Origin of the sequence: Rhodococcus sp. NPDC057297 (assembly GCF_042667435.1) — a bacterium.
GTDB lineage: Bacteria > Actinomycetota > Actinomycetes > Mycobacteriales > Mycobacteriaceae > Rhodococcoides.
On record NZ_JBHUZE010000007.1, the window covers coordinates 262,525 to 280,686 of the forward strand.

General features: G+C 64.6%; 15 protein-coding genes and 2 tRNA genes. 8 read left to right on the plus strand and 9 right to left on the minus strand.

Features of this window, described 5'->3' with window-relative positions; all coding sequences use genetic code 11:
- Positions 1–11: 11 nt before the first annotated feature.
- The 5 genes from ACFULT_RS20525 to ACFULT_RS20545 form a co-directional block, all read right to left on the minus strand.
- The gene (locus ACFULT_RS20525) at positions 12–1,601 is read right to left on the minus strand and encodes an ABC transporter ATP-binding protein (RefSeq protein ID WP_094721400.1); all 1,590 of its coding nucleotides are present in this window, start codon (positions 1,599–1,601) and stop codon (positions 12–14) included.
- A complete protein-coding gene (locus ACFULT_RS20530) occupies positions 1,598–3,187 on the minus strand; it encodes an ATP-binding cassette domain-containing protein (RefSeq protein WP_378482264.1) in 1,590 nt (529 codons plus the stop codon). Before ACFULT_RS20530 ends, ACFULT_RS20525 begins: the two co-directional genes overlap by 4 nt.
- A 122-nt stretch (positions 3,188–3,309) precedes the next feature.
- Positions 3,310–3,384, minus strand: a tRNA-Val gene (locus ACFULT_RS20535).
- Positions 3,385–3,504: 120 nt separating this feature from the next.
- Positions 3,505–3,969: a peroxiredoxin gene (locus ACFULT_RS20540; protein WP_037110928.1), complete on the minus strand. Its 465-nt coding sequence runs from the start codon at positions 3,967–3,969 to the stop codon at positions 3,505–3,507.
- A 28-nt stretch (positions 3,970–3,997) separates the two neighbouring features.
- Positions 3,998–4,420 (minus strand): DUF3052 domain-containing protein, encoded by a 423-nt coding sequence (locus ACFULT_RS20545; protein WP_026348189.1) that lies wholly within the window; start codon positions 4,418–4,420, stop codon positions 3,998–4,000.
- A gap of 267 nt (positions 4,421–4,687) precedes the next feature.
- On the opposite strand from ACFULT_RS20545, the gene aceE reads away from it, so the two are divergent.
- The 6 genes from aceE to ACFULT_RS20575 all read left to right on the plus strand — a co-directional run bounded on the left by aceE (position 4,688) and on the right by ACFULT_RS20575 (position 13,243).
- Positions 4,688–7,510: a pyruvate dehydrogenase (acetyl-transferring), homodimeric type gene (gene aceE / locus ACFULT_RS20550; protein ID WP_255122948.1), complete on the plus strand. Its 2,823-nt coding sequence runs from the start codon at positions 4,688–4,690 to the stop codon at positions 7,508–7,510.
- A 167-nt stretch (positions 7,511–7,677) separates the two neighbouring features.
- The gene (locus ACFULT_RS20555) at positions 7,678–8,964 is read left to right on the plus strand and encodes a PucR family transcriptional regulator (RefSeq protein WP_371828068.1); all 1,287 of its coding nucleotides are present in this window, start codon (positions 7,678–7,680) and stop codon (positions 8,962–8,964) included.
- Positions 8,965–9,092: 128 nt separating this feature from the next.
- On the plus strand, positions 9,093–10,001 hold the full coding sequence (locus ACFULT_RS20560) for an ACP S-malonyltransferase (RefSeq protein WP_020111582.1): 909 nt from the start codon (positions 9,093–9,095) through the stop codon (positions 9,999–10,001).
- 144 nt (positions 10,002–10,145) lie between these two features.
- The gene (gene acpM / locus ACFULT_RS20565; protein WP_019667431.1) at positions 10,146–10,448 is read left to right on the plus strand and encodes a meromycolate extension acyl carrier protein AcpM; all 303 of its coding nucleotides are present in this window, start codon (positions 10,146–10,148) and stop codon (positions 10,446–10,448) included.
- A gap of 8 nt (positions 10,449–10,456) precedes the next feature.
- Positions 10,457–11,707, plus strand: coding sequence for a KasA/KasB family beta-ketoacyl-ACP synthase (locus ACFULT_RS20570; protein ID WP_026348190.1), 1,251 nt, complete (start codon positions 10,457–10,459; stop codon positions 11,705–11,707).
- Positions 11,708–11,809: 102 nt separating this feature from the next.
- On the plus strand, positions 11,810–13,243 hold the full coding sequence (locus ACFULT_RS20575) for an acyl-CoA carboxylase subunit beta (RefSeq protein ID WP_037110925.1): 1,434 nt from the start codon (positions 11,810–11,812) through the stop codon (positions 13,241–13,243).
- Between the two features lie 70 nt (positions 13,244–13,313).
- Here ACFULT_RS20575 and ACFULT_RS20580 read toward each other — a convergent pair whose 3' ends face one another.
- The 4 genes from ACFULT_RS20580 to ACFULT_RS20595 all read right to left on the minus strand — a co-directional run bounded on the left by ACFULT_RS20580 (position 13,314) and on the right by ACFULT_RS20595 (position 15,713).
- Positions 13,314–13,742, minus strand: coding sequence for a cold-shock protein (locus ACFULT_RS20580; RefSeq protein ID WP_378482265.1), 429 nt, complete (start codon positions 13,740–13,742; stop codon positions 13,314–13,316).
- A gap of 106 nt (positions 13,743–13,848) precedes the next feature.
- Complete coding sequence (locus ACFULT_RS20585; RefSeq protein WP_019667435.1) at positions 13,849–14,361, minus strand: DUF3145 domain-containing protein; 513 nt, start codon at positions 14,359–14,361, stop codon at positions 13,849–13,851.
- Positions 14,362–14,502: 141 nt separating this feature from the next.
- Positions 14,503–15,315, minus strand: a complete 813-nt coding sequence (locus ACFULT_RS20590) for a serine hydrolase (protein WP_037110922.1) — start codon at positions 15,313–15,315, stop codon at positions 14,503–14,505.
- Between the two features lie 44 nt (positions 15,316–15,359).
- Complete coding sequence (locus ACFULT_RS20595) at positions 15,360–15,713, minus strand: hemophore-related protein (RefSeq protein ID WP_019667437.1); 354 nt, start codon at positions 15,711–15,713, stop codon at positions 15,360–15,362.
- 148 nt (positions 15,714–15,861) lie between these two features.
- Between ACFULT_RS20595 and ACFULT_RS20600 the strand changes: the two genes are divergently transcribed.
- The gene (locus tag ACFULT_RS20600; RefSeq protein ID WP_378482266.1) at positions 15,862–17,997 is read left to right on the plus strand and encodes a molybdopterin-dependent oxidoreductase; all 2,136 of its coding nucleotides are present in this window, start codon (positions 15,862–15,864) and stop codon (positions 17,995–17,997) included.
- A gap of 38 nt (positions 17,998–18,035) precedes the next feature.
- Positions 18,036–18,109 (plus strand) — tRNA-Ile (locus ACFULT_RS20605).
- The last annotated feature ends 53 nt before the right edge of the window (positions 18,110–18,162 follow it).

Genomic DNA, 18,162 nt, shown 5'->3' on the forward strand with positions numbered 1-18,162 from the left:
CTCGAAATCTTCTATCGGCCTGACGCGGAGGCCGTCTCCTCACCGCTCCGCGTCAGGTCGACCACCGCGTCGGGTCGCCATATACGGCTGCTTCCGTGCGTTACGACAACGAGACTGCACCTTTTTGCGATCAACGCATCTGCCACTGCGGCCTCTGTCGCGCCGTCCAGCGCGGACGTCGCCTCGTCGAGGACGAGCACGTCGGCATCCGCGAGCAACGCTCGCGCGATGTCGACACGCTGTCGCTCCCCACCCGACAACGCGCCGCCTGCGTTCCCGACGAATTGATGAATTCCGTTGTCACACCGGTCTATCACGTCCGACAACATCGCCATTCGTGCTGCGCGTTCCACTTCGGCATCCGACGCCTCGGGTCGAGCGAGACGAATGTTCGACGCCAACGTCCCGGTGAACACCACCGTGTTCTGCGACACGTAGGCGAACGACTGAGCAAGAGTGTGAAAAGCCATGTCCCCTAGATGCACGCCTCCGAGTGTGATCGAACCGGACCGCGGATCGTCGAAGCGCATCATCAGACCGAGCAGCGTGCTCTTGCCCGTTCCAGAACGGCCGCGCACCACGACACGAGTCCCCTCCGGTACCGACATGGTCACCGGATTCGTACCGGGTGCCACCGTCACGTTCACGATGTCCAACGAGTGACCGGTCGGACGCGGGTGGTCTGCCACGACCGGTTCCGGAAGCGAAGGTGCCGAGACCACCGATCGATAGTCAGCAACGGTGCTGCGTAGGTCACTTGTTCCGACACCCGCCGCCGCCAGTGAGTCGATCGGTGCGGACGCGCGGAGGGTCAACAGTATCGCTGCAAGAGATCCGACGGCCCCGGCGTCGACGACGACGAGGTACATCGCGACGCCGATCGTAGGCAACGCGGTAGCGAGCGCGGACACGAACGAGGCTCGTGCGGCTGCGGTCGTTGTCGCGTTCGTCGCGGTCTCCTGTTCGAGCCAGGACTGCTCGAGGCCGGCGACGGCACCCGTCGGGCCCGCAGTGGAGCGCAGAATCTCGAGATGATCGATCAGGGTCAGCACGGAAGCAGCGGCCGTGGAGTGCGCTCGATGCCGAACTGCATCGACGGCAGCGAGCCATCGCTGCGCAAACGCCTGCACCACGAACGCGACAGCCAACAAGCTGACGACGAACACCGCTGTCGTCCACCCGAGGACCACGCCGACGCCGAGCATCAGCAACGGTGGAACCAGCGGCGCGACGATGTAGGTCTGCATCTGATGTGCAGGGACGGCCATCAAAGTCGGGATAGATCGACTGGCGACCGTCGACACGAGCGCTCGGTTGCCGTCGGTGAACCAGGACAACTTCGCCCTGGCCAGAGCGGTACCCACACGGCTGTAGAGGTCGCCGGCGAGGCGCGCCCCGGTCAGATAACCCGCACGGGTCATGGCGATGGTGAGTGCGGTCGACGCCATTGCCGAGATGATCACCGTCCGAGGAGACCAGTCATGCACGATGGCCGCGGCCAGAAGGGAGTAGGCAGCGGCCTCGCCCACTGCGACGAGAATCCAGCCTCCACCGGCAGCGAGGAGGCGCCGTCTGATCGTCGGCGACGAGTCGGTTCTCATTCGGACACCACCTGTCGAGCACCGAGGTCGACGCGATCGTCGGCATGGTCGGCCAAGGCGAGGTCGTGCGTGACCAACACTATTGTTTTCCCTTCTCGGTGAGCCAGATTCCGAATGCTCGCGAACACCGCCCTGGCGGTCACCCCGTCGAGCGCACTGGTCGGTTCGTCCAACAGAATGACCTGGGCGCTGGTCAGGAACGCGTGTGCGAGACGAAGACGTTGCCGTTCACCGCCGGACAGTTCGTGCGCCGCGGTGTCGAGATCGACGTTCAACTGGGCGGACGCCAGAGCCCCGAGCAAGCACCCGTCCGGAGCGTCGGGGGCGGTCAGCCGCAGATCGGTGCGCACCGAGGTCTGCAGGACATCCGTGCCCTGCGGAACGTAGAAGACAGATCGGTGTCGGAACTGTTGAATCAACTTCCACACGTCGACTCCTCCAACAGTGACCGAGCCTGCATCCTGGACGTCGAACCCAGCGAGAACACGGAGCAGAGTCGATTTTCCCGAGCCGCTCGGACCGACTACGGCAGTCACAGCGGACTGCTCGAACGTGTGCGTCAGGCCGCCGAGGACGGCACGCTCCCCCGAGTTCACCGTGATTCCCTGCGCCCGTAGGGCTCCGCCGGTTCGCTGGTCGTCCCAGGTTGCACCGGATGGCAACGGGGTCTCGTCGAGGAGGTCTGCGAGCCGTCCACCGGCGGCTCGGCCGGCCCAGATGTAATCCAATCCGTGTTCGAGTCGCAGTGCCGGCGTCACGGCGGCAAGCCCGAAGAGGAGCAGCGCGGCCAACACTTCGGTGCCGCTGCCGAACCCGACTGCGTAGGCAACGGCATATGTCACTGTGGCCTGCAGGAGCGCTGACGCGAGCGCGGCCGGCGTCGCGACCTTGGACACCCATCCGACCATCCCGCGGGTGAATTGAACTGTAGCGACAGCGTATTCGGCGGCAGCACCGCCGCTGGCACCGTAGATGCGGTGCACGGAGATGCCGCGGGCGTAGTCGTCGACTGCGGTGGTTATCTGCGCCATGACACGCCCCTGCTCGGCGCTGTGGCGGTGGCCGAGCTTCGCGACCACGGTCGAATAGAAAAGCGCCGCAGCGACTCCGGGCAACAGCACCAGAACCGCTGTCGGCCCGGCGATGGATACGAGCGCGAAAACGGAGGCGACTGGAACCACGATCAGCGTCGCTGTTTCGGACGGCGCATGCGCAACGAGGTGATGCAGTGCAGTGACATCGTCGGACACCAGTCGGCGGAGGCGATCTCCGTCGTATCGCGCAAGCGTTCGTGACGGTAACCGAACGAGATGCCGAGCGAGCCGTCGTCGCAAGGTTGCTGCGAATCTTGCCTCGGCGCAGTGCGAGAACCACGACGACGCTGCAGACAATCCCGCACCCGTCACGAGGAATGCGGCGACTACAGAGGCGCTCCACTGCGTCGGATTTCGGAGCAGCCAGACCATGCTCGTCAACGCAGCAACGGTCGCCAGACCCGCCGCGGCTGCACAGCCGACACCGAGCGTCGAATAGAGTGCCGACCGTCGCAACACCGATCCGACGGCTGGCGGAAGAAACCATTTCATGCACCAGAACGTTAGGAACTCGGACTGTCTCGTGGTTACCCGCGGAGGCCGACTGTTTGCACTGACCTTGCTGCTATCGCGACGAGCTTGCGTCGCCGAACCCAGACGATCGACGAAATGTGTGGTGGGCGCAGAGGGGTTCGAACCCCCGACCGCTGGTGTGTAAAACCAGAGCTCTACCGCTGAGCTATACGCCCGGATTCCGATGACCGAGGCCACCGGAACACGGAGAAAAACTTATCCTGTCCGCCGGGAATCTACAATTCCGCAGGTCAGCCCACGTGAGTGGAAATGTCGGCTATCGCCTACATTTCCACTCACGTACGGACTGTGCCGAGGGCTGTCTCCCAAGCGGTCTGGTCACGCGCTTCGCCGGGCTCTTTCATCTCGGCGAAGCGAATGATGCCGTCGGTGTCGATGACGAAGGTTCCGCGGTTGGCGAAGCCTGCTTTGTCGTTGAACACCCCGTAGGCCTGTGCGACGGAACCGTGTGGCCAGAAGTCGGACAGCAGGGGAAATGTGTACCCCTGTTCTGCTGCCCAGATCTTGTGCGTCGGCGGTGGACCGACCGAGATGGCAAGGATCGCGGTGTCGTCGTTCTCGAACTTGGGCAGTTCGTCGCGAACCTTGCACAGCTCGCCCTGGCACGTGCCGGTGAAGGCGAGTGGATAGAACACGAGCAGCACGTTCTTGTCGCCTCGGTACGAGGACAACGTGACGTCCTGATTGTTCTGATCCTTGAGGGTGAAGTCCGGCGCCTCCGCGCCCACCTCGAGTGGCATGGAATCAAACTTCCTTGTCGACGGATCGTTAGCGCTTGACCGCGCGAGTCTTCGGCTGCACCAACCTGCTGCCGATCCAGTCACCGAGGTTGGCGGCCGACGTCTGAGTCAGTCCCGCCGTGGGGGCGGACTCGGCGATCTCGCTGGGCTCGACGTGGCCGGGGAGGCCGGTCTTGGGGCTGAGGACCCAGACGAATCCGTCGTCGGACAACGGACCGATGGCGTCCATCAGTGCATCGACCAGATCACCGTCGCCGTCGCGCCACCACAGCAGCACCACGTCGATGACTTCGTCGGAGTCCTCGTCGAGGGTTTCACCGCCGATGGTGTCCTCTACGTCGGCCCGCAGATCGTCGTCTGTGTCCTCGTCCCAGCCCAGCTCCTGAACGACCAAGTCGCGGGTGATTCCAAGTTTCTGAGCGTAGTTCTGAGCGTCCGCCGCGGCGACCACGGTGGTGACCTCCTTGCATAGTGGGTGAAGTAGTGCAAGCGAACAGTGTTTCTCCCGTTCGCGCAAGCTGACCGCGCCGAAATTGCGTACATAAATTTCTACTGGTGGGTATTGGGACTCCGTACTACGCCGGTGAAACATATGTAGGAGGATTGAGCAGAGTCACCGAGAAACCGAGAAGTAGCTCGCCGTCACAGAGCGCGAGTTGCATGGACCGGCCGCCGCACCGAGCGACCGCCACATGGAGGAGTACACACGTTGTCCGAGTTGAACCAGGACGATCGGCAGAGCACACAATCTGCAGGCAAGACGAGCGGGCCCACCGGCTCGGAGGGTCGGGTACGCGTCATCCGGGAGGGTGTCGCCTCGTATCTGCCCGACATCGACAATGACGAGACCAACGAATGGATCGAATCGTTCGACGGCCTTCTCGAACGGTCGGGACCGAACCGCGCGCGCTACCTGATGCTGCGGCTGCTCGAGCGCGCAGGAGAACGCCGTGTTGCGCTGCCGTCCTTGACTTCGACCGACTACGTCAACACCATCCCCACCGAGAACGAGCCATGGTTCCCCGGCGACGAAGAGGTCGAGCGCCGCTACCGCGCGTGGATCCGCTGGAACGCCGCGATCATGGTGCACCGCGCTCAGCGCCCCGGCGTCGGCGTCGGCGGCCACATCTCGACCTACGCGTCCTCGGCCGCCCTGTACGAGGTCGGCTTCAACCACTTCTTCCGCGGCAAGGACCACCCCGGCGGCGGCGACCACATCTTCATCCAGGGCCACGCCTCCCCCGGCATCTACGCCCGTGCGTTCCTCGAAGGTCGCATTCCGGCCGAGCGCATGGACGGATTTCGTCAGGAAGCAAGCCACGAGACGCAGGGCGGCGGCTTGCCGTCCTACCCGCATCCGCGTCTGATGCAGGACTTCTGGGAGTTCCCGACGGTGTCGATGGGCCTCGGTCCGATGAACGCCATCTACCAGGCGCGTTTCAATCACTACTTGAACGACCGCGGCATCAAGGACACCTCGGACCAGCACGTCTGGGCATTCCTGGGCGACGGCGAGATGGACGAGCCGGAATCGCGCGGCCTCGCTCACGTCGCCGCGACCGAGGGCTTGGACAACCTCACGTTCGTGGTCAACTGCAACCTGCAGCGCCTCGACGGCCCGGTCCGCGGTAACGGCAAGATCATCCAGGAACTGGAGTCGTTCTTCCGCGGCGCAGGCTGGAACGTCATCAAGGTCGTCTGGGGCCGCGAGTGGGATGCACTGCTGCACGCTGACCGCGACGGCGCCCTGGTCAACCTGATGAACACGACGCCGGACGGCGACTTCCAGACGTACAAGGCCAACGACGGTGGCTACGTGCGCGATCACTTCTTCGGCCGCGACCCGCGGACCAAGGAGCTCGTCAAGGACTTGTCCGACGGCGACATCTGGAACCTCAAGCGCGGTGGTCACGACTACCGCAAGGTCCACGCTGCGTACGCCGCTGCGATGGCACACAAGGGCCAGCCGACGGTCATCCTGGCGCACACCATCAAGGGCTACACGCTCGGCAAGCACTTCGAGGGTCGTAACGCCACGCACCAGATGAAGAAGCTGACGCTCGACGACCTCAAGACCTTCCGCGATCTGCAGCACATCCCGATCTCCGACGAGGAGCTCGAGAAGGATCCCTACATGCCGCCGTACTACCACCCCGGTGCGGATGCTCCCGAGATCCAGTACATGCTCGATCGCCGCAACAAGCTCGGCGGGTTCGTCCCGGAGCGTCGGGTCAGCCCCAAGCCGCTTCCGCAGCCGGGCGATGCCACCTACAAGACGCTGCTCAAGGGCTCCGGCAAGCAGGAAGTCGCCACCACGATGGCCCTCGTGCGCGTCATGAAGGAGCTGCTGCGTGACAAGGAGATCGGCCACCGGATCGTGCCGATCATCCCGGACGAGGCGCGCACGTTCGGTATGGACTCCTGGTTCCCGTCGCTGAAGATCTACAACCGCAACGGCCAGCTGTACACGTCGGTCGACTCGGAACTGATGCTCGCGTACAAGGAGAGCTCGGTCGGTCAGATCCTGCACGAGGGCATCAACGAGGCCGGCTCGACGTCGTCGTTCACGGCAGTCGGAACGTCGTACGCGACGCACGGCGAGGTCATGATCCCGCTGTACATCTTCTACTCGATGTTCGGCTTCCAGCGGACCGGTGACGGCCTGTGGGCGGCGGCGGACCAGATGGCACGCGGCTTCGTCCTCGGCGCCACTGCGGGACGTACGACGCTCACCGGTGAGGGTCTGCAGCACGCGGACGGTCACTCGCTGCTGTTGGCTTCGACCAACCCGGCCGCGGTCGCCTACGATCCGGCGTTCTCTTTCGAGATCGCGCACATCGTCAAGGACGGTCTGCGACGGATGTACGGCGGCACCGAAGGTGTGGACGGCTTCGGCGGCGAGAACATCTTCTACTACATCACCCTCTACAACGAGCCGTACGTGCAGCCGGCCGAGCCGGAGAACCTCGACGTCGAGGGCCTCTTGAAGGGCATCTACCGGTTCGAGGCTCCGCAGGACGGCGACGGACCCGAGGCACAGCTCCTCGCGTCGGGCGTGGGTCTCGTGTCGGCGCGCAAGGCTCGTGAGCTTCTGCTCGACGAGTGGGGCGTCCGGTCGGCGGTCTGGTCGGTGACGTCGTGGGGCGAGCTCCGCCGCGACGGTGTCGAAGCCGAGCAGGAAGCACTTCGCAATCCCGGCGCGGACAAGCGCGTCCCGTTCGTGACGACAGCTCTGCAGAATGCTGCCGGACCGGTCGTCGCGGCGTCGGATTGGATGCGGGCCGTTCCGGACCAGATCCGGCAGTGGGTTCCGGGCGACTACGTCACCCTGGGCACCGACGGATTCGGATTCTCGGACACGCGTCCCGCGGCTCGACGGGTGTTCAACGTCGACGCCGAGTCGATTGTCGTTGCGACGTTGTCCGCCCTCGCGGCCTCGGGTGAGATCGACAAGTCCAAGGCTGTCGAGGCTGCAGAGAAGTACAAGATCGACGACGTGACGGCGGCTCCCACGTCGTTCGCGGACACCGGCTCGGCGTAACGACCGACCGGAGACCACCAGTGCGCCCGTCCATTCGTACCGCTTCCCCGCGGACGAGTGGACGGGCGTAGGTTTTTCCTGTGGTCGCAGACAGAACGCCGACCGGCGCCGGTGACACACCGCCCGGAGTCGGCGACAGAACGGCATCCGCCGCCGGGGAGGAATACATCACCGACAACGAGGTGCATCTGCCGGTGACGGCGTTGACGTCGGCCCGCCAGAAGCGCGACCCCCTTCCCGACGCGTTGCTGCGGCGCGTGAAGCAGTTCTCGGGACGGCTTTCCACCGAGGCCGTGACCGCGATGCAGGATCAGCTGCCGTTCTTCGGCGGTCTCGACGCTGCCCAGCGTGCGAGTGTGCAGCTGCTGATTCAGACGGCGGTGGACAACTTCCTGGAGTGGCTGAAGAATCCGCAGAGCGACATCCGCTTCAGTCTCGACGCGTTCCAGGTCATCCCGCAGGATCTGGCCCGACGGTTGACGCTTCGCCAGACGGTGGACATGGTGCGGGTCGCGATGGAGTTCTTCGAGCAGTGGCTTCCTGCGTTGGCTCGAAACGATCAGCAGCTCGTCGCGCTGACGGAGGCTGTCCTGCGGTACGGACGCGAGCTCGGTTTCGCCGCGGCGTCGGTGTATGCGAGCGCCGCCGAGTCCAGAGGCGCATGGGACACGCGCCTGGAAGCCCTCGTCGTCGACGCCGTGGTGCGGGGCGACACGGGCTCGGACATGCTCTCGCGTGCCGCGACGCTCAACTGGGACGCGACTGCTCCGGCGACGGTCCTGGTCGGTACTCCACCGGACGATCAAGGGGTGTCGGTCGTCGGCACCGTTCACGCCGTCGCGCAGAAGCACGGTCGTGCGGCGTTGGCGGTGGTGCAGGGCACTCGGTTGGTGATGGTGGTCAGCGGCCAGCTCGTGGACGACTCCGCGAGCGCGGCGTTTCTGGCGGACATGTTGGAGAACTTCTCCGACGGCCCGGTCGTCATCGGGCCCACGACGAGGACTCTGGGCGCCGCGCATTCCAGCGCGGTGGAGGCGTTCGCCGGCATGCAGGCGGTTGCGGGGTGGCGCGGTGCGCCCCGTCCGGTACACGCAGGCGAGCTTCTGCCGGAGCGCGCACTGTTGGGTGACTCGGCTGCCATCAGCGCGCTGAACGACCTCATCGTGCACCCGCTGTCGAGCGCGGGCCCTGGCCTTGCCGACACATTGGACGCCTACCTCGACAGCGGGGGCGCTGTCGAGACTTGTGCACGTTTGCTGTTTGTTCATCCAAATACGGTGCGGTATCGCTTGAAGAAAATCACAGAAGTCACGGGCCGCGATCCCACGACTCCGAGGGATGCGTACGTGCTTCGAGTCGCGGCAACGGTGGGCAGACTGACTCAAACCCATCACGAACCGCACTATCCAGCCCCACAAATCCCACACGTCACATTCGGGGAAATCGTCACGTAACGCGAACACGGACCGTGGCGATGTCGCGACTCCGGCCGAGCATTTGTTGGGACCCTACAAATTGGGCGGTAAGAGTTCATCGAGAGCGACATCTCCCAAACGGGTAGTCACGGTGTTCTCTTAACGATGTGATTGCGTTGCTTGCGCCCGGTCAGGGCTCCCAGACACCCGGCATGCTTCTGCCATGGCTCGAACTACCCGGGGCCGCCGACCGCGTGGCCTTGTGGTCCAAGGCGTCCGGACTCGACCTGGCACGGCTCGGTACCACCGCGACGGCCGAGGAGATCACCGACACGTCGGTGACCCAGCCGCTCGTCGTCGCGGCTGCTCTTCTCGCGTTCGAGGAGATCGCCGGCCAGGACCTGCTCCCGCAGGACGCGCTCATCGCCGGACACTCCGTGGGTGAGCTCGCAGCCGCCGCCGTCGCCGGCGTCATCTCCGCCGACGAAGCCGTCACCCTCGCTGCCGTACGTGGGTCCGAGATGGCCAAGGCGTGCGCTCTGGAGCCGACGGGCATGTCCGCTGTGCTCGGTGGAGACGAGGCCGCTGTGCTCGCTCGCCTGGAGGAGCTGGGACTCGAACCCGCCAACATCAATGCTGCCGGGCAGATCGTTGCAGCCGGGTTGCACAGCGCGCTGGAGGAATTGGCTGCCAATCCGCCGGAGAAGGCACGGGTCCGCTCGCTCCCCGTGGCCGGTGCTTTCCACACCCGCTTCATGGCGCCCGCGCAGGAAGCGGTCGCCGCTGCTGCTGCCGCGATCACCCCGTCCGACCCGGTCCGCACCCTGCTGTCGAATTCCGACGGCAAGGCGGTCACCAACGGTGCGGACGCACTCACCAAGCTCGCAGCACAGGTCACCAAGCCTGTGCGGTGGGACCTCTGCACCGCAACGATGCGTGACGCCGCCGTCACGGCTGTGGCAGAGTTGCCGCCGGCCGGAACGCTCGTCGGTATCGCCAAGCGCGAACTGAAGGGCACACCGAACCTGGGCCTCAAGACACCCGAGGACATCGCCAAACTGGCGGACCTGATCTGACCGCACCCGCGGCCGCCGATGACAGGCAGCCTCGCCGCGCACTCGCTCGATGAACGCACGAGTGCGCACCCATGACTTCGGTATGCCGATTCACGGCGTGCCGACCCGAAAAAGATAGACACCAACAAGAAGGGAGCCACTCAAGTGGCCAGCCAGGAAGACCTCATCGCCGGACTTGCAGAGATCATCGAGGAGGTCACGGGTATCGAGCCCTCCGAGGTGACCATCGACAAGTCCTTCGTGGACGACCTCGACATCGACTCCCTGTCCATGGTCGAGATCGCAGTGCAGACCGAGGACAAGTACGGCGTGAAGATCCCCGACGAGGACCTCGCCGGTCTTCGCACCGTCGGTGACGCAGTGTCGTACATCCAGAAGCTCGAAGCGGAGAACCCGGAAGCCGCAGAGGCAATCAAGGCCAAGCTCGACGACTCCGCGAGCGAGTGAGTCGGACCGTGACCAACCCATCCACCAACAACGGACGCTTCCCGAGTGTCGTCGTCACCAGCCTCGCTGCGACCACGTCCATCGCCGGTGATGTGGACGCAACGTGGAAGGGTCTACTGAACGGCGAGAGCGGAATCGGAGTGCTCGAAGACGATTTCGTCGCCGAGTACGACCTTCCCGTTCGCATCGGCGGACACCTCGCGGTGAACCCGGCGACGCTTCTGAGCCGAGTCGAATGCCGCAGGCTGAGCTACGTGGAGCAGTTGTCCACGGTTCTCGGTCGCGAGGTGTGGAAGAACGCCGGCAGCCCCGAGGTCGATCCGCTCCGTCTCGGAGTGTCGATCGGCACCGGGCTGGGCGGCGGTGACTCCCTCATCGACGCGAACGACAAGATGAAGTCGGGCGGCTACCGCAAGGTCTCTCCCCTCGCGGTTCAGATGGTCATGCCGAACGGACCCGCAGCGGTCGTCGGCCTGGAGCTGAAGGCACAGGCAGGCGTCATCACGCCTGTGTCGGCATGCTCCTCCGGATCGGAAGCCATCGCGCATGCGTGGCGGATGATCGTCATGGGTGACGCCGACATGGTGGTCACCGGTGGCGTCGAGGGATACATCGACGCGGTGCCGATCGCGAGTTTCTCCATGATGCGAGCGATGAGCACCAACAACGACAACCCCAAGGGCGCGTCGCGACCGTTCGACAAGGATCGCGACGGATTCGTCTTCGGCGAGGCAGGCGCACTCATGGTCATCGAGACCGAGGAGCACGCCAAGGCTCGTGGAGCGACGATTCACGCCCGGCTGCTCGGCGCAGGCATCACTTCGGACGGTTTCCACCTCGTGGCACCCGACCCGGAGGGCAAGGGTGCTGCTCGTGCCATGCAGCGGGCAATCGAGAACGCTGGTCTGCAGAAGTCCGACATCAAGCACGTGAACGCGCACGCAACGGCAACACCTATCGGTGACACCGCCGAAGCGCTCGCGATCAACAAGGCAGTCGGTACCCATGCAGCGGTGTACGCGCCGAAGTCCGCTCTCGGACACTCGATCGGCGCTGTCGGCGCCCTCGAATCGGTGCTGACCGTTCTCTCGGTCCGCGAGGGAATCATTCCTCCCACGCTGAACCTGGATAACCAGGATCCGGAAATCGATCTCGACGTGGTCAAGGGCGAAGCCCGCAGCCTCGAAATCGATTACGCGATCAACAACTCGTTCGGATTCGGTGGGCACAACGTCGCGCTCGCCTTCGGTCGGGCCTGAACCGGCTCGACACCGTCGTAGCACCCGGGCGGGAGCGGACTCTCGCTCCCGTCCGGGGATCGCCCCTTCGACCGTGCGAGGGGCATGTAGAAGGAGAACGCGATGACCATCCTGTCCCCCGCCACTCGCTCAGGTCAGTCCACCGACCCCCGCGATCCCGTTACCCGCCTCGAGAAGCTGTTCGACGCCGGGACGATGACTCCTCTGCACGATCGTGACAAGTCGGGTCTTCTCGCCGCTGCAGGCGATATCGACGGCGTCCACACGATCGCCTACTGCTCCGACGCCACGGTCATGGGTGGCGCTATGGGTGTCGACGGTTGCGCACACATCGTCGACGCCATCGACGTCGCCATCGAACGCCGCGCGCCGATCGTCGGAATCTGGCATTCCGGCGGTGCCCGCCTTGCCGAGGGCGTCGAAGCGCTGCACGCCGTCGGCCTCGTGTTCGAGGCGATGGTCCGCGCTTCCGGCCTCGTCCCACAGATTTCCGTCGTTCTCGGTTTCGCAGCCGGTGGCGCCGCGTACGGTCCAGCGTTGACCGACGTCGTCATCATGGCTCCCGAGGGGCGCGTGTTCGTCACCGGTCCCGACGTCGTTCGCAGCGTCACCGGCGAGCAGGTCGACATGGCGTCGCTCGGCGGCCCGGACACCCACTTCAAGAAGTCGGGCGTGTGCCACATCGTCGCCGACGACGAACTGGATGCACTGACCCGCGCACGCCGGCTCGTATCGATGTTCAGTGAGCAGGGCACCTTCGACATCGCGGCAGCCGAACACGGTGACACCGATCTTCGCGCACTGATGCCCGAGTCGAATCGTCGTGCCTACGACGTACATCCGATCATCGACGAGCTTCTGGACAACGTCGAGGGTGAGTCGACCTTCGAGGAATTTCAAGGCGGATGGGCCCGCAGCATCGTCGTCGGCCTCGGTCGTCTCAGTGGACGTACCGTCGGCGTGATCGCCAACAACCCGATCCGGCTGGGCGGGTGCCTCAACTCCGAAAGCGCCGAGAAGGCAGCACGTTTCGTTCGCTTGTGCGACGCCTTCGGCATCCCGCTCGTCGTGATCGTCGACGTTCCCGGTTACCTGCCGGGTGTGAGCATGGAATGGGAAGGCGTCGTACGCCGGGGCGCGAAGCTTCTCCATGCCTTCGCCGAAGCGAAGGTCGCTCGGGTGACGCTGGTGACCCGCAAGATCTACGGTGGGGCCTACATCGCCATGAACGCACGAGCATTGGGTGCGACGGCGGTCTACGCGTGGCCCGGATCGGAGGTCGCGGTCATGGGCGCCAAGGCGGCCGTGGGCATTCTGCACAAGAAGGCGCTCGCGGCTGCGCCCGACACCGAGCGTGACGCGCTGCACGACCGTTTGACGGTCGAACACGAGGCCATTGCCGGCGGTGTCGATCGAGCGGTAGCCATCGGCGTCGTGGACGAGGTCATCGATCCCGCGAAGACACGCTCCATCGTCGCGAAGGCTCTGTCCTCGGCACCGGCACTACGCGGAGATCACAAGAACATTCCGCTCTGATCAGGGCGAACAGCATTGTGCCCCGGCGACTTCGGTCGCCGGGGCACAGTCTTTCGTTCGACCGACTCGGTCAGCCCTCGAGCCACTTGTGCGACTGCGCGATTCGCATGACGACCTGACGGACGTCGAGGATCTGTTCGGAAGTCAGTCCGCGGTTCGCACGCAACAGACCTTCGGTCAGTTCGGCCGAGAACTCCTGCAGCGACAGAACGTCGCACACGACGTCGTCGTACTCCGTCGTTTCCGCATTGGGGACAACCGCAGGAACCGCTGCACGAGTTACCGGCTTCGGCGAATCGATGATCTGAACCTGGGCGGCCTTCAGGCCGCGGTCGCCTTCCTCGACGACGTACTCGACGCGCACGCCGGGCGCCAGCAAGCGCTTGTCGAAATCCAGATCGTTGACGTGGATGAACACATCCTCGCCGCCCTCGTCCGGAGCAACGAATCCGTAACCCTTGAATTCGTCGAATCGGATGACCTTACCGGTCGACAACATCCCAACCACCCTGTCTCACTACTCAGCCACACGTACCAACCCACATGCCCACCTCGGACACGATCGTCACGTTACCGGACGTGCGACGACGGGTGCGGTGAGTCGGTCAGCCGGCATTACGGCTCAACCAGGTCACTTCGGCGCCTGCGCCGCCCGTTCGATAGGGCTCGAGGGCCTCGTCCCAGCTGCTGCCGAGGGCGTGTTCGATTTCGGCAGCAAGGTTGCCGGAATTGCCGTCGATCATCGACTTGAGCCTCATCTCGCCGAGGATGACGTCGCCGTTGGCGCTCGTCGTCCCACGCCACAGCCCCAGTCCGGGAACGTGGGCGAATCGCTCACCGTCGACGCCGTCGCTCGGGTCCTCGGTCACCTCGAAGCGCAGCATCTGCCACGCACGAAGAATCCCCGCGAGTGAGGCGGCGGTACCGACTGGGCCGACCCAGTTGCTCGTCGCGCGCAGCTGTCCGTCCGAGGACGGCTGCGCGGACCACTTCAGGTTGGCCCTGCAGTTGAGGGCGTCGGACAGTGCCCATTCCACGTGCGGGCACAACGCGGCAGGCGACGAGTGGATGTACACGACACCCGACGTCGCATCCGCGAATTGGTTGGACTCGCGCATTAGAAACACCTCCAGCTTCGACGAGGGACGTCTTCCCCAACGACCTCGATCTGCTGCGATGTGTCTCGTACACGCGTGTGCATGTACCAGTGTGCCCCGAGTTACCCCTGTTGCGCCAGTGCACCGGCGTGTCGCGATGGACTAGCGGGGGTTGTTGTGCAGAATCTCGTCGGACAACTCCGGCCAGAGCGGCTTGGCCCACTCCCCGAACGCAAGGTCGGTGAGTACCACCGTTGCCAGACCTGCATCCGGGTCCACCCACAGGAACGTTCCGGACTGACCGAAGTGTCCGAACGTTCGTGGCGAGTTCGCCGCCCCGGTCCAGTGCGGCGTTTTGCCGTCCCGTAGCTCGAATCCGAGTCCCCAGTCGTTGGGTTTCTGATTGCCGTATCCCGGCAGGACTCCAGACAGCCCGTCGAACTGGACGGACGTTGCGGCGTCGAGCGTGCCCTCGGACACGAGCGTCGGCGCGAGCAGTTCGGTAGCGAACGCCTCGAGGTCGTGCGCCGACGACCGAGCGCCGTGCCCGGGCGATCCCGGCAGCGTCGAATCGGTCATCCCCAGGGGCTGGAACACCGCCTCGTCCAGGTAGTCCGTGAACGCGATCGACGTCTCGGCCGCGATGGTGTCCGCGAGAACCTCGAAGCCCGCGCTGGAGTAGATCCGCTTGGTCCCCGGATCCGCTTGCACCTTCTCCTCGGCGAACGCGAGGCCGGAGGTGTGCGCGAGTAAATGGCGCACCGTCGAGCCAGTGGGACCGGCAGGCAAATCCAGCGAGATGGCCTCTTCTTCGAGCGCGATCAATGCCGCGTACGCCACCAGGAGCTTCGTCACCGACGCCAACTCGTAGACCCGGTTCTGGTCGCCGTAGTGTTCCCGAGGCCCTGCCGTGGACACCACCGTCGCCGACGCATTGTCCACTGGCCACCCTGCAATCAAGTCCAGACTCTGCACGGGGGCAACTCTAGTGTGCAGCCGGCCCGTCCCTGACTGCGCTCTCAGTACTGCGTGCAGGTGTCGAACACGGTGCGAACGAATCCCGAGCCCGGACCGCCGAAGAATGCGTTGACGCGATCGACCACGGCCGGCTGCGACGAGAGGAAGATCTGACGCTGCCACGGCGGCGCGGCCAGGAACGCGGCGAAGGACGACGAGAGCGGCGACGAAGCCAGGGCTGCGCCTTCTTCCGGGCTCACTGCGTACGTCGCGGCCACGATCTGCGAGAACGAGCACGGCGAGTTGACGATGGTGTCGGAGGGAGCAGCACTGGCCACCGAACCGAACACCAGCGATCCTGCGGCGACGGCGCCCAGGACTGCTGTACCTCTGATCGTTGCTGTGCGAAAGTCCATGAGGGTCCCCAGACGTGTAGTGCATGTGGTGGTCGACAAGTCCGCCGACAGGACGAACGATACCGCCCGGTGGGGTATCGCGTTCAGGTTAAGCTCGGCCGGGGCAGGCTGACTGTTCTGGGCCTGACCGGGACGATGGGAGAACGAGATGACGGTCGAGTTCGGGACGTGCAATCTGTGCGAGGCGATGTGCGGTCTCGAGTTCACGGTCGAAGACAACGCCGTCACCTCGATTCGCGGTGACAAGAAGGACCCGTTGTCCCGCGGTCATATCTGCCCGAAGGCATTGTCGCTGATCGACCTGCATGCCGATCCCGACCGGTTGATCAAGCCCGTACGCCGCACCGATTCGGGGTGGCAGGAAATCGAATGGGACGAGGCCTACCGCATCGTCGTCGACGGCCTGGTGTCCACGCGCCGGGATCACGGCGCCAACGCGGTCGGGATCTACCAGGGCAATCCGAACGTGCACAGTCTCGGCGCGATGACCCACGGTATTCCGTTCACGGCGATGCTGCGGACCCGCAACAGGTACTCGGCGACGTCGCTGGATCAGCTCCCCCACCAATTGGTCAATCACCTCATGTACGGGCATCAACTCGTACTCCCCATCCCGGACATCGACCGGACGGATTTCTTTCTGGTTCTCGGGGGCAACCCGATGGCGTCGAACGGATCGATGATGACCGTTCCGGATTTCGCGCAGCGTGTTCGAGACTTGAAAGCCCGCGGGGGGACACTCGTCGTGGTCGATCCGCGTCGAACCGAAACTGCTGACGTCGCCGACGAGCATCATTTCGTACGTCCCGGCACCGACGCGTTGTTACTGCTCGCACTCGTCAACGTCGTTCTCGAGACAGGCGCGACCCGCGTTGCCGACTACGTCGACGGAGTTTCCGAGATCGCTTCTCTCGTACGAGATTTCACACCGGAAGCCGTCGCTCCCGTCGTCGGCATGGCGGCTGAGGCCATCGACGATCTGGCAACCCGTTTCGCCGGCGCCGAGTCTGCCGTCGCATACGGACGGATGGGCGTGTCCACGCAGAAGTTCGGGACCGTGTGTCAGTGGGCAATTCAGGTCCTCAACATCGTCACCGGCAACCTGGACCGCGTGGGCGGGGCGCTTCTGACGGATCCCGCAATCGATCTGGTGGAGCGGAAGATCGTGGGGCGCGGCCACTTCGACAAATGGCGCTCACGGGTGCGTGACCTGCCCGAGTTCGCAGGTGAGTTCCCCAGTTCCACACTTGTCGACGAGATGACGACTCCCGGAGACGGCCGTATCCGTGCAATGGCGGTGTTCTCCGGCAACCCGGTGCTGTCGATGCCCGGTGGCGACACTCTCGACCGGGCCTTCGCCGATCTGGACTTCATGGTGTCGTTCGATTTCTACATCAACGAGACCTCGCGTCACGCCGACGTGATCCTTCCTCCGACGATGTCGTTGGAACGCGATCACTACGATCTGATCTTCTCCACCTTCGCGGTACGCAACACGGCCAAGTTCATGCCCGCGGTGTTGCCGAAGAAACCGGGCGCGAAGGCGGACTGGGAGATTTTCCGCGACCTGGGCATCCGGTATCAAGCTGCGCTGGAACAGTCTCCGGTGGATCGTGTTCGACGACGCCTGTCACCGAAATCGATTGTGGCCGAGGCACGTCTACGCCTCTCGCCGCGTCGAACGGTGGATGTACTGCTGCGCAGCGGAAGGAAGGGACTGTCGGTCCGGGCCTTGTCCAAGTCCCCTCACGGCACCGACCTCGGCCCGTTGAGGCCCGGGCTCCCGGCCAAACTGCGTACCCGCGACAAGCGCATTCAGCTGGTTCAGGATGTCGTCGTGGGCGATCTGCCTGCCGTGCACGACATGTTGACGACGGCGTCCGTGCCCGCGGACGGTCAGTTGCTCATGATCGGCCGACGGCACCTACGTAGCAACAATTCTTGGATGCACAACACCGCTCGACTGACGAAGGGCAAGCCACGGCACCAGCTGCTCGCCCATCCCGACGACCTGCACGCACGAGGGATCGACGACGGGGCGCTCGTGTCGGTCACATCCGCAGCAGGCTCGGTCAGCATCGAAGTGCTCGCATCGGATCGCATGATGCCCGGAGTGGTCAGCATGCCCCACGGCTTCGGCCACCAGCGCGCGGGAGTCGAACTGTCCGTGGCATCGACCGTGAAGGGTCCGAGCGTCAACGACATCACCGACCCTCAGCAGGTCGACGCGGTCTCGGCCAACGCAGTTCTGAACGGCATCCCGGTCACCATCGCAGCTGTGTGATTGTTGTAGCATTCGTAACCGCTCGCCTCGCGCGAGATGGGGCGGTAGCTCAGTCGGTTAGAGCCGTGGACTCATAATCCATTGGTCGCGGGTTCGAGCCCCGCCCGCCCCACCCCTTACGCCCCAGCTCAGAGCATTCAAAGCGCCTCAGGCTAGTTCGCAGGC

Excerpts from the sequence above, each read along its gene's own strand:
- ACFULT_RS20540 (WP_037110928.1), bottom strand. The coding sequence starts at position 3,969 with ATGCCACTCGAGGTGGGCGCGGAGGCGCCGGACTTCACCCTCAAGGAT.
- ACFULT_RS20585 (WP_019667435.1), bottom strand. The coding sequence starts at position 14,361 with ATGCGCGAGTCCAACCAATTCGCGGATGCGACGTCGGGTGTCGTGTAC.
- ACFULT_RS20580 (WP_378482265.1), bottom strand. The coding sequence starts at position 13,742 with ATGTTGTCGACCGGTAAGGTCATCCGATTCGACGAATTCAAGGGTTAC.
- ACFULT_RS20600 (WP_378482266.1), top strand. The coding sequence starts at position 15,862 with ATGACGGTCGAGTTCGGGACGTGCAATCTGTGCGAGGCGATGTGCGGT.
- ACFULT_RS20525 (WP_094721400.1), bottom strand. The coding sequence starts at position 1,601 with ATGAGAACCGACTCGTCGCCGACGATCAGACGGCGCCTCCTCGCTGCC.
- ACFULT_RS20575 (WP_037110925.1), top strand. The coding sequence starts at position 11,810 with ATGACCATCCTGTCCCCCGCCACTCGCTCAGGTCAGTCCACCGACCCC.
- ACFULT_RS20595 (WP_019667437.1), bottom strand. The coding sequence starts at position 15,713 with ATGGACTTTCGCACAGCAACGATCAGAGGTACAGCAGTCCTGGGCGCC.
- ACFULT_RS20530 (WP_378482264.1), bottom strand. The coding sequence starts at position 3,187 with ATGAAATGGTTTCTTCCGCCAGCCGTCGGATCGGTGTTGCGACGGTCG.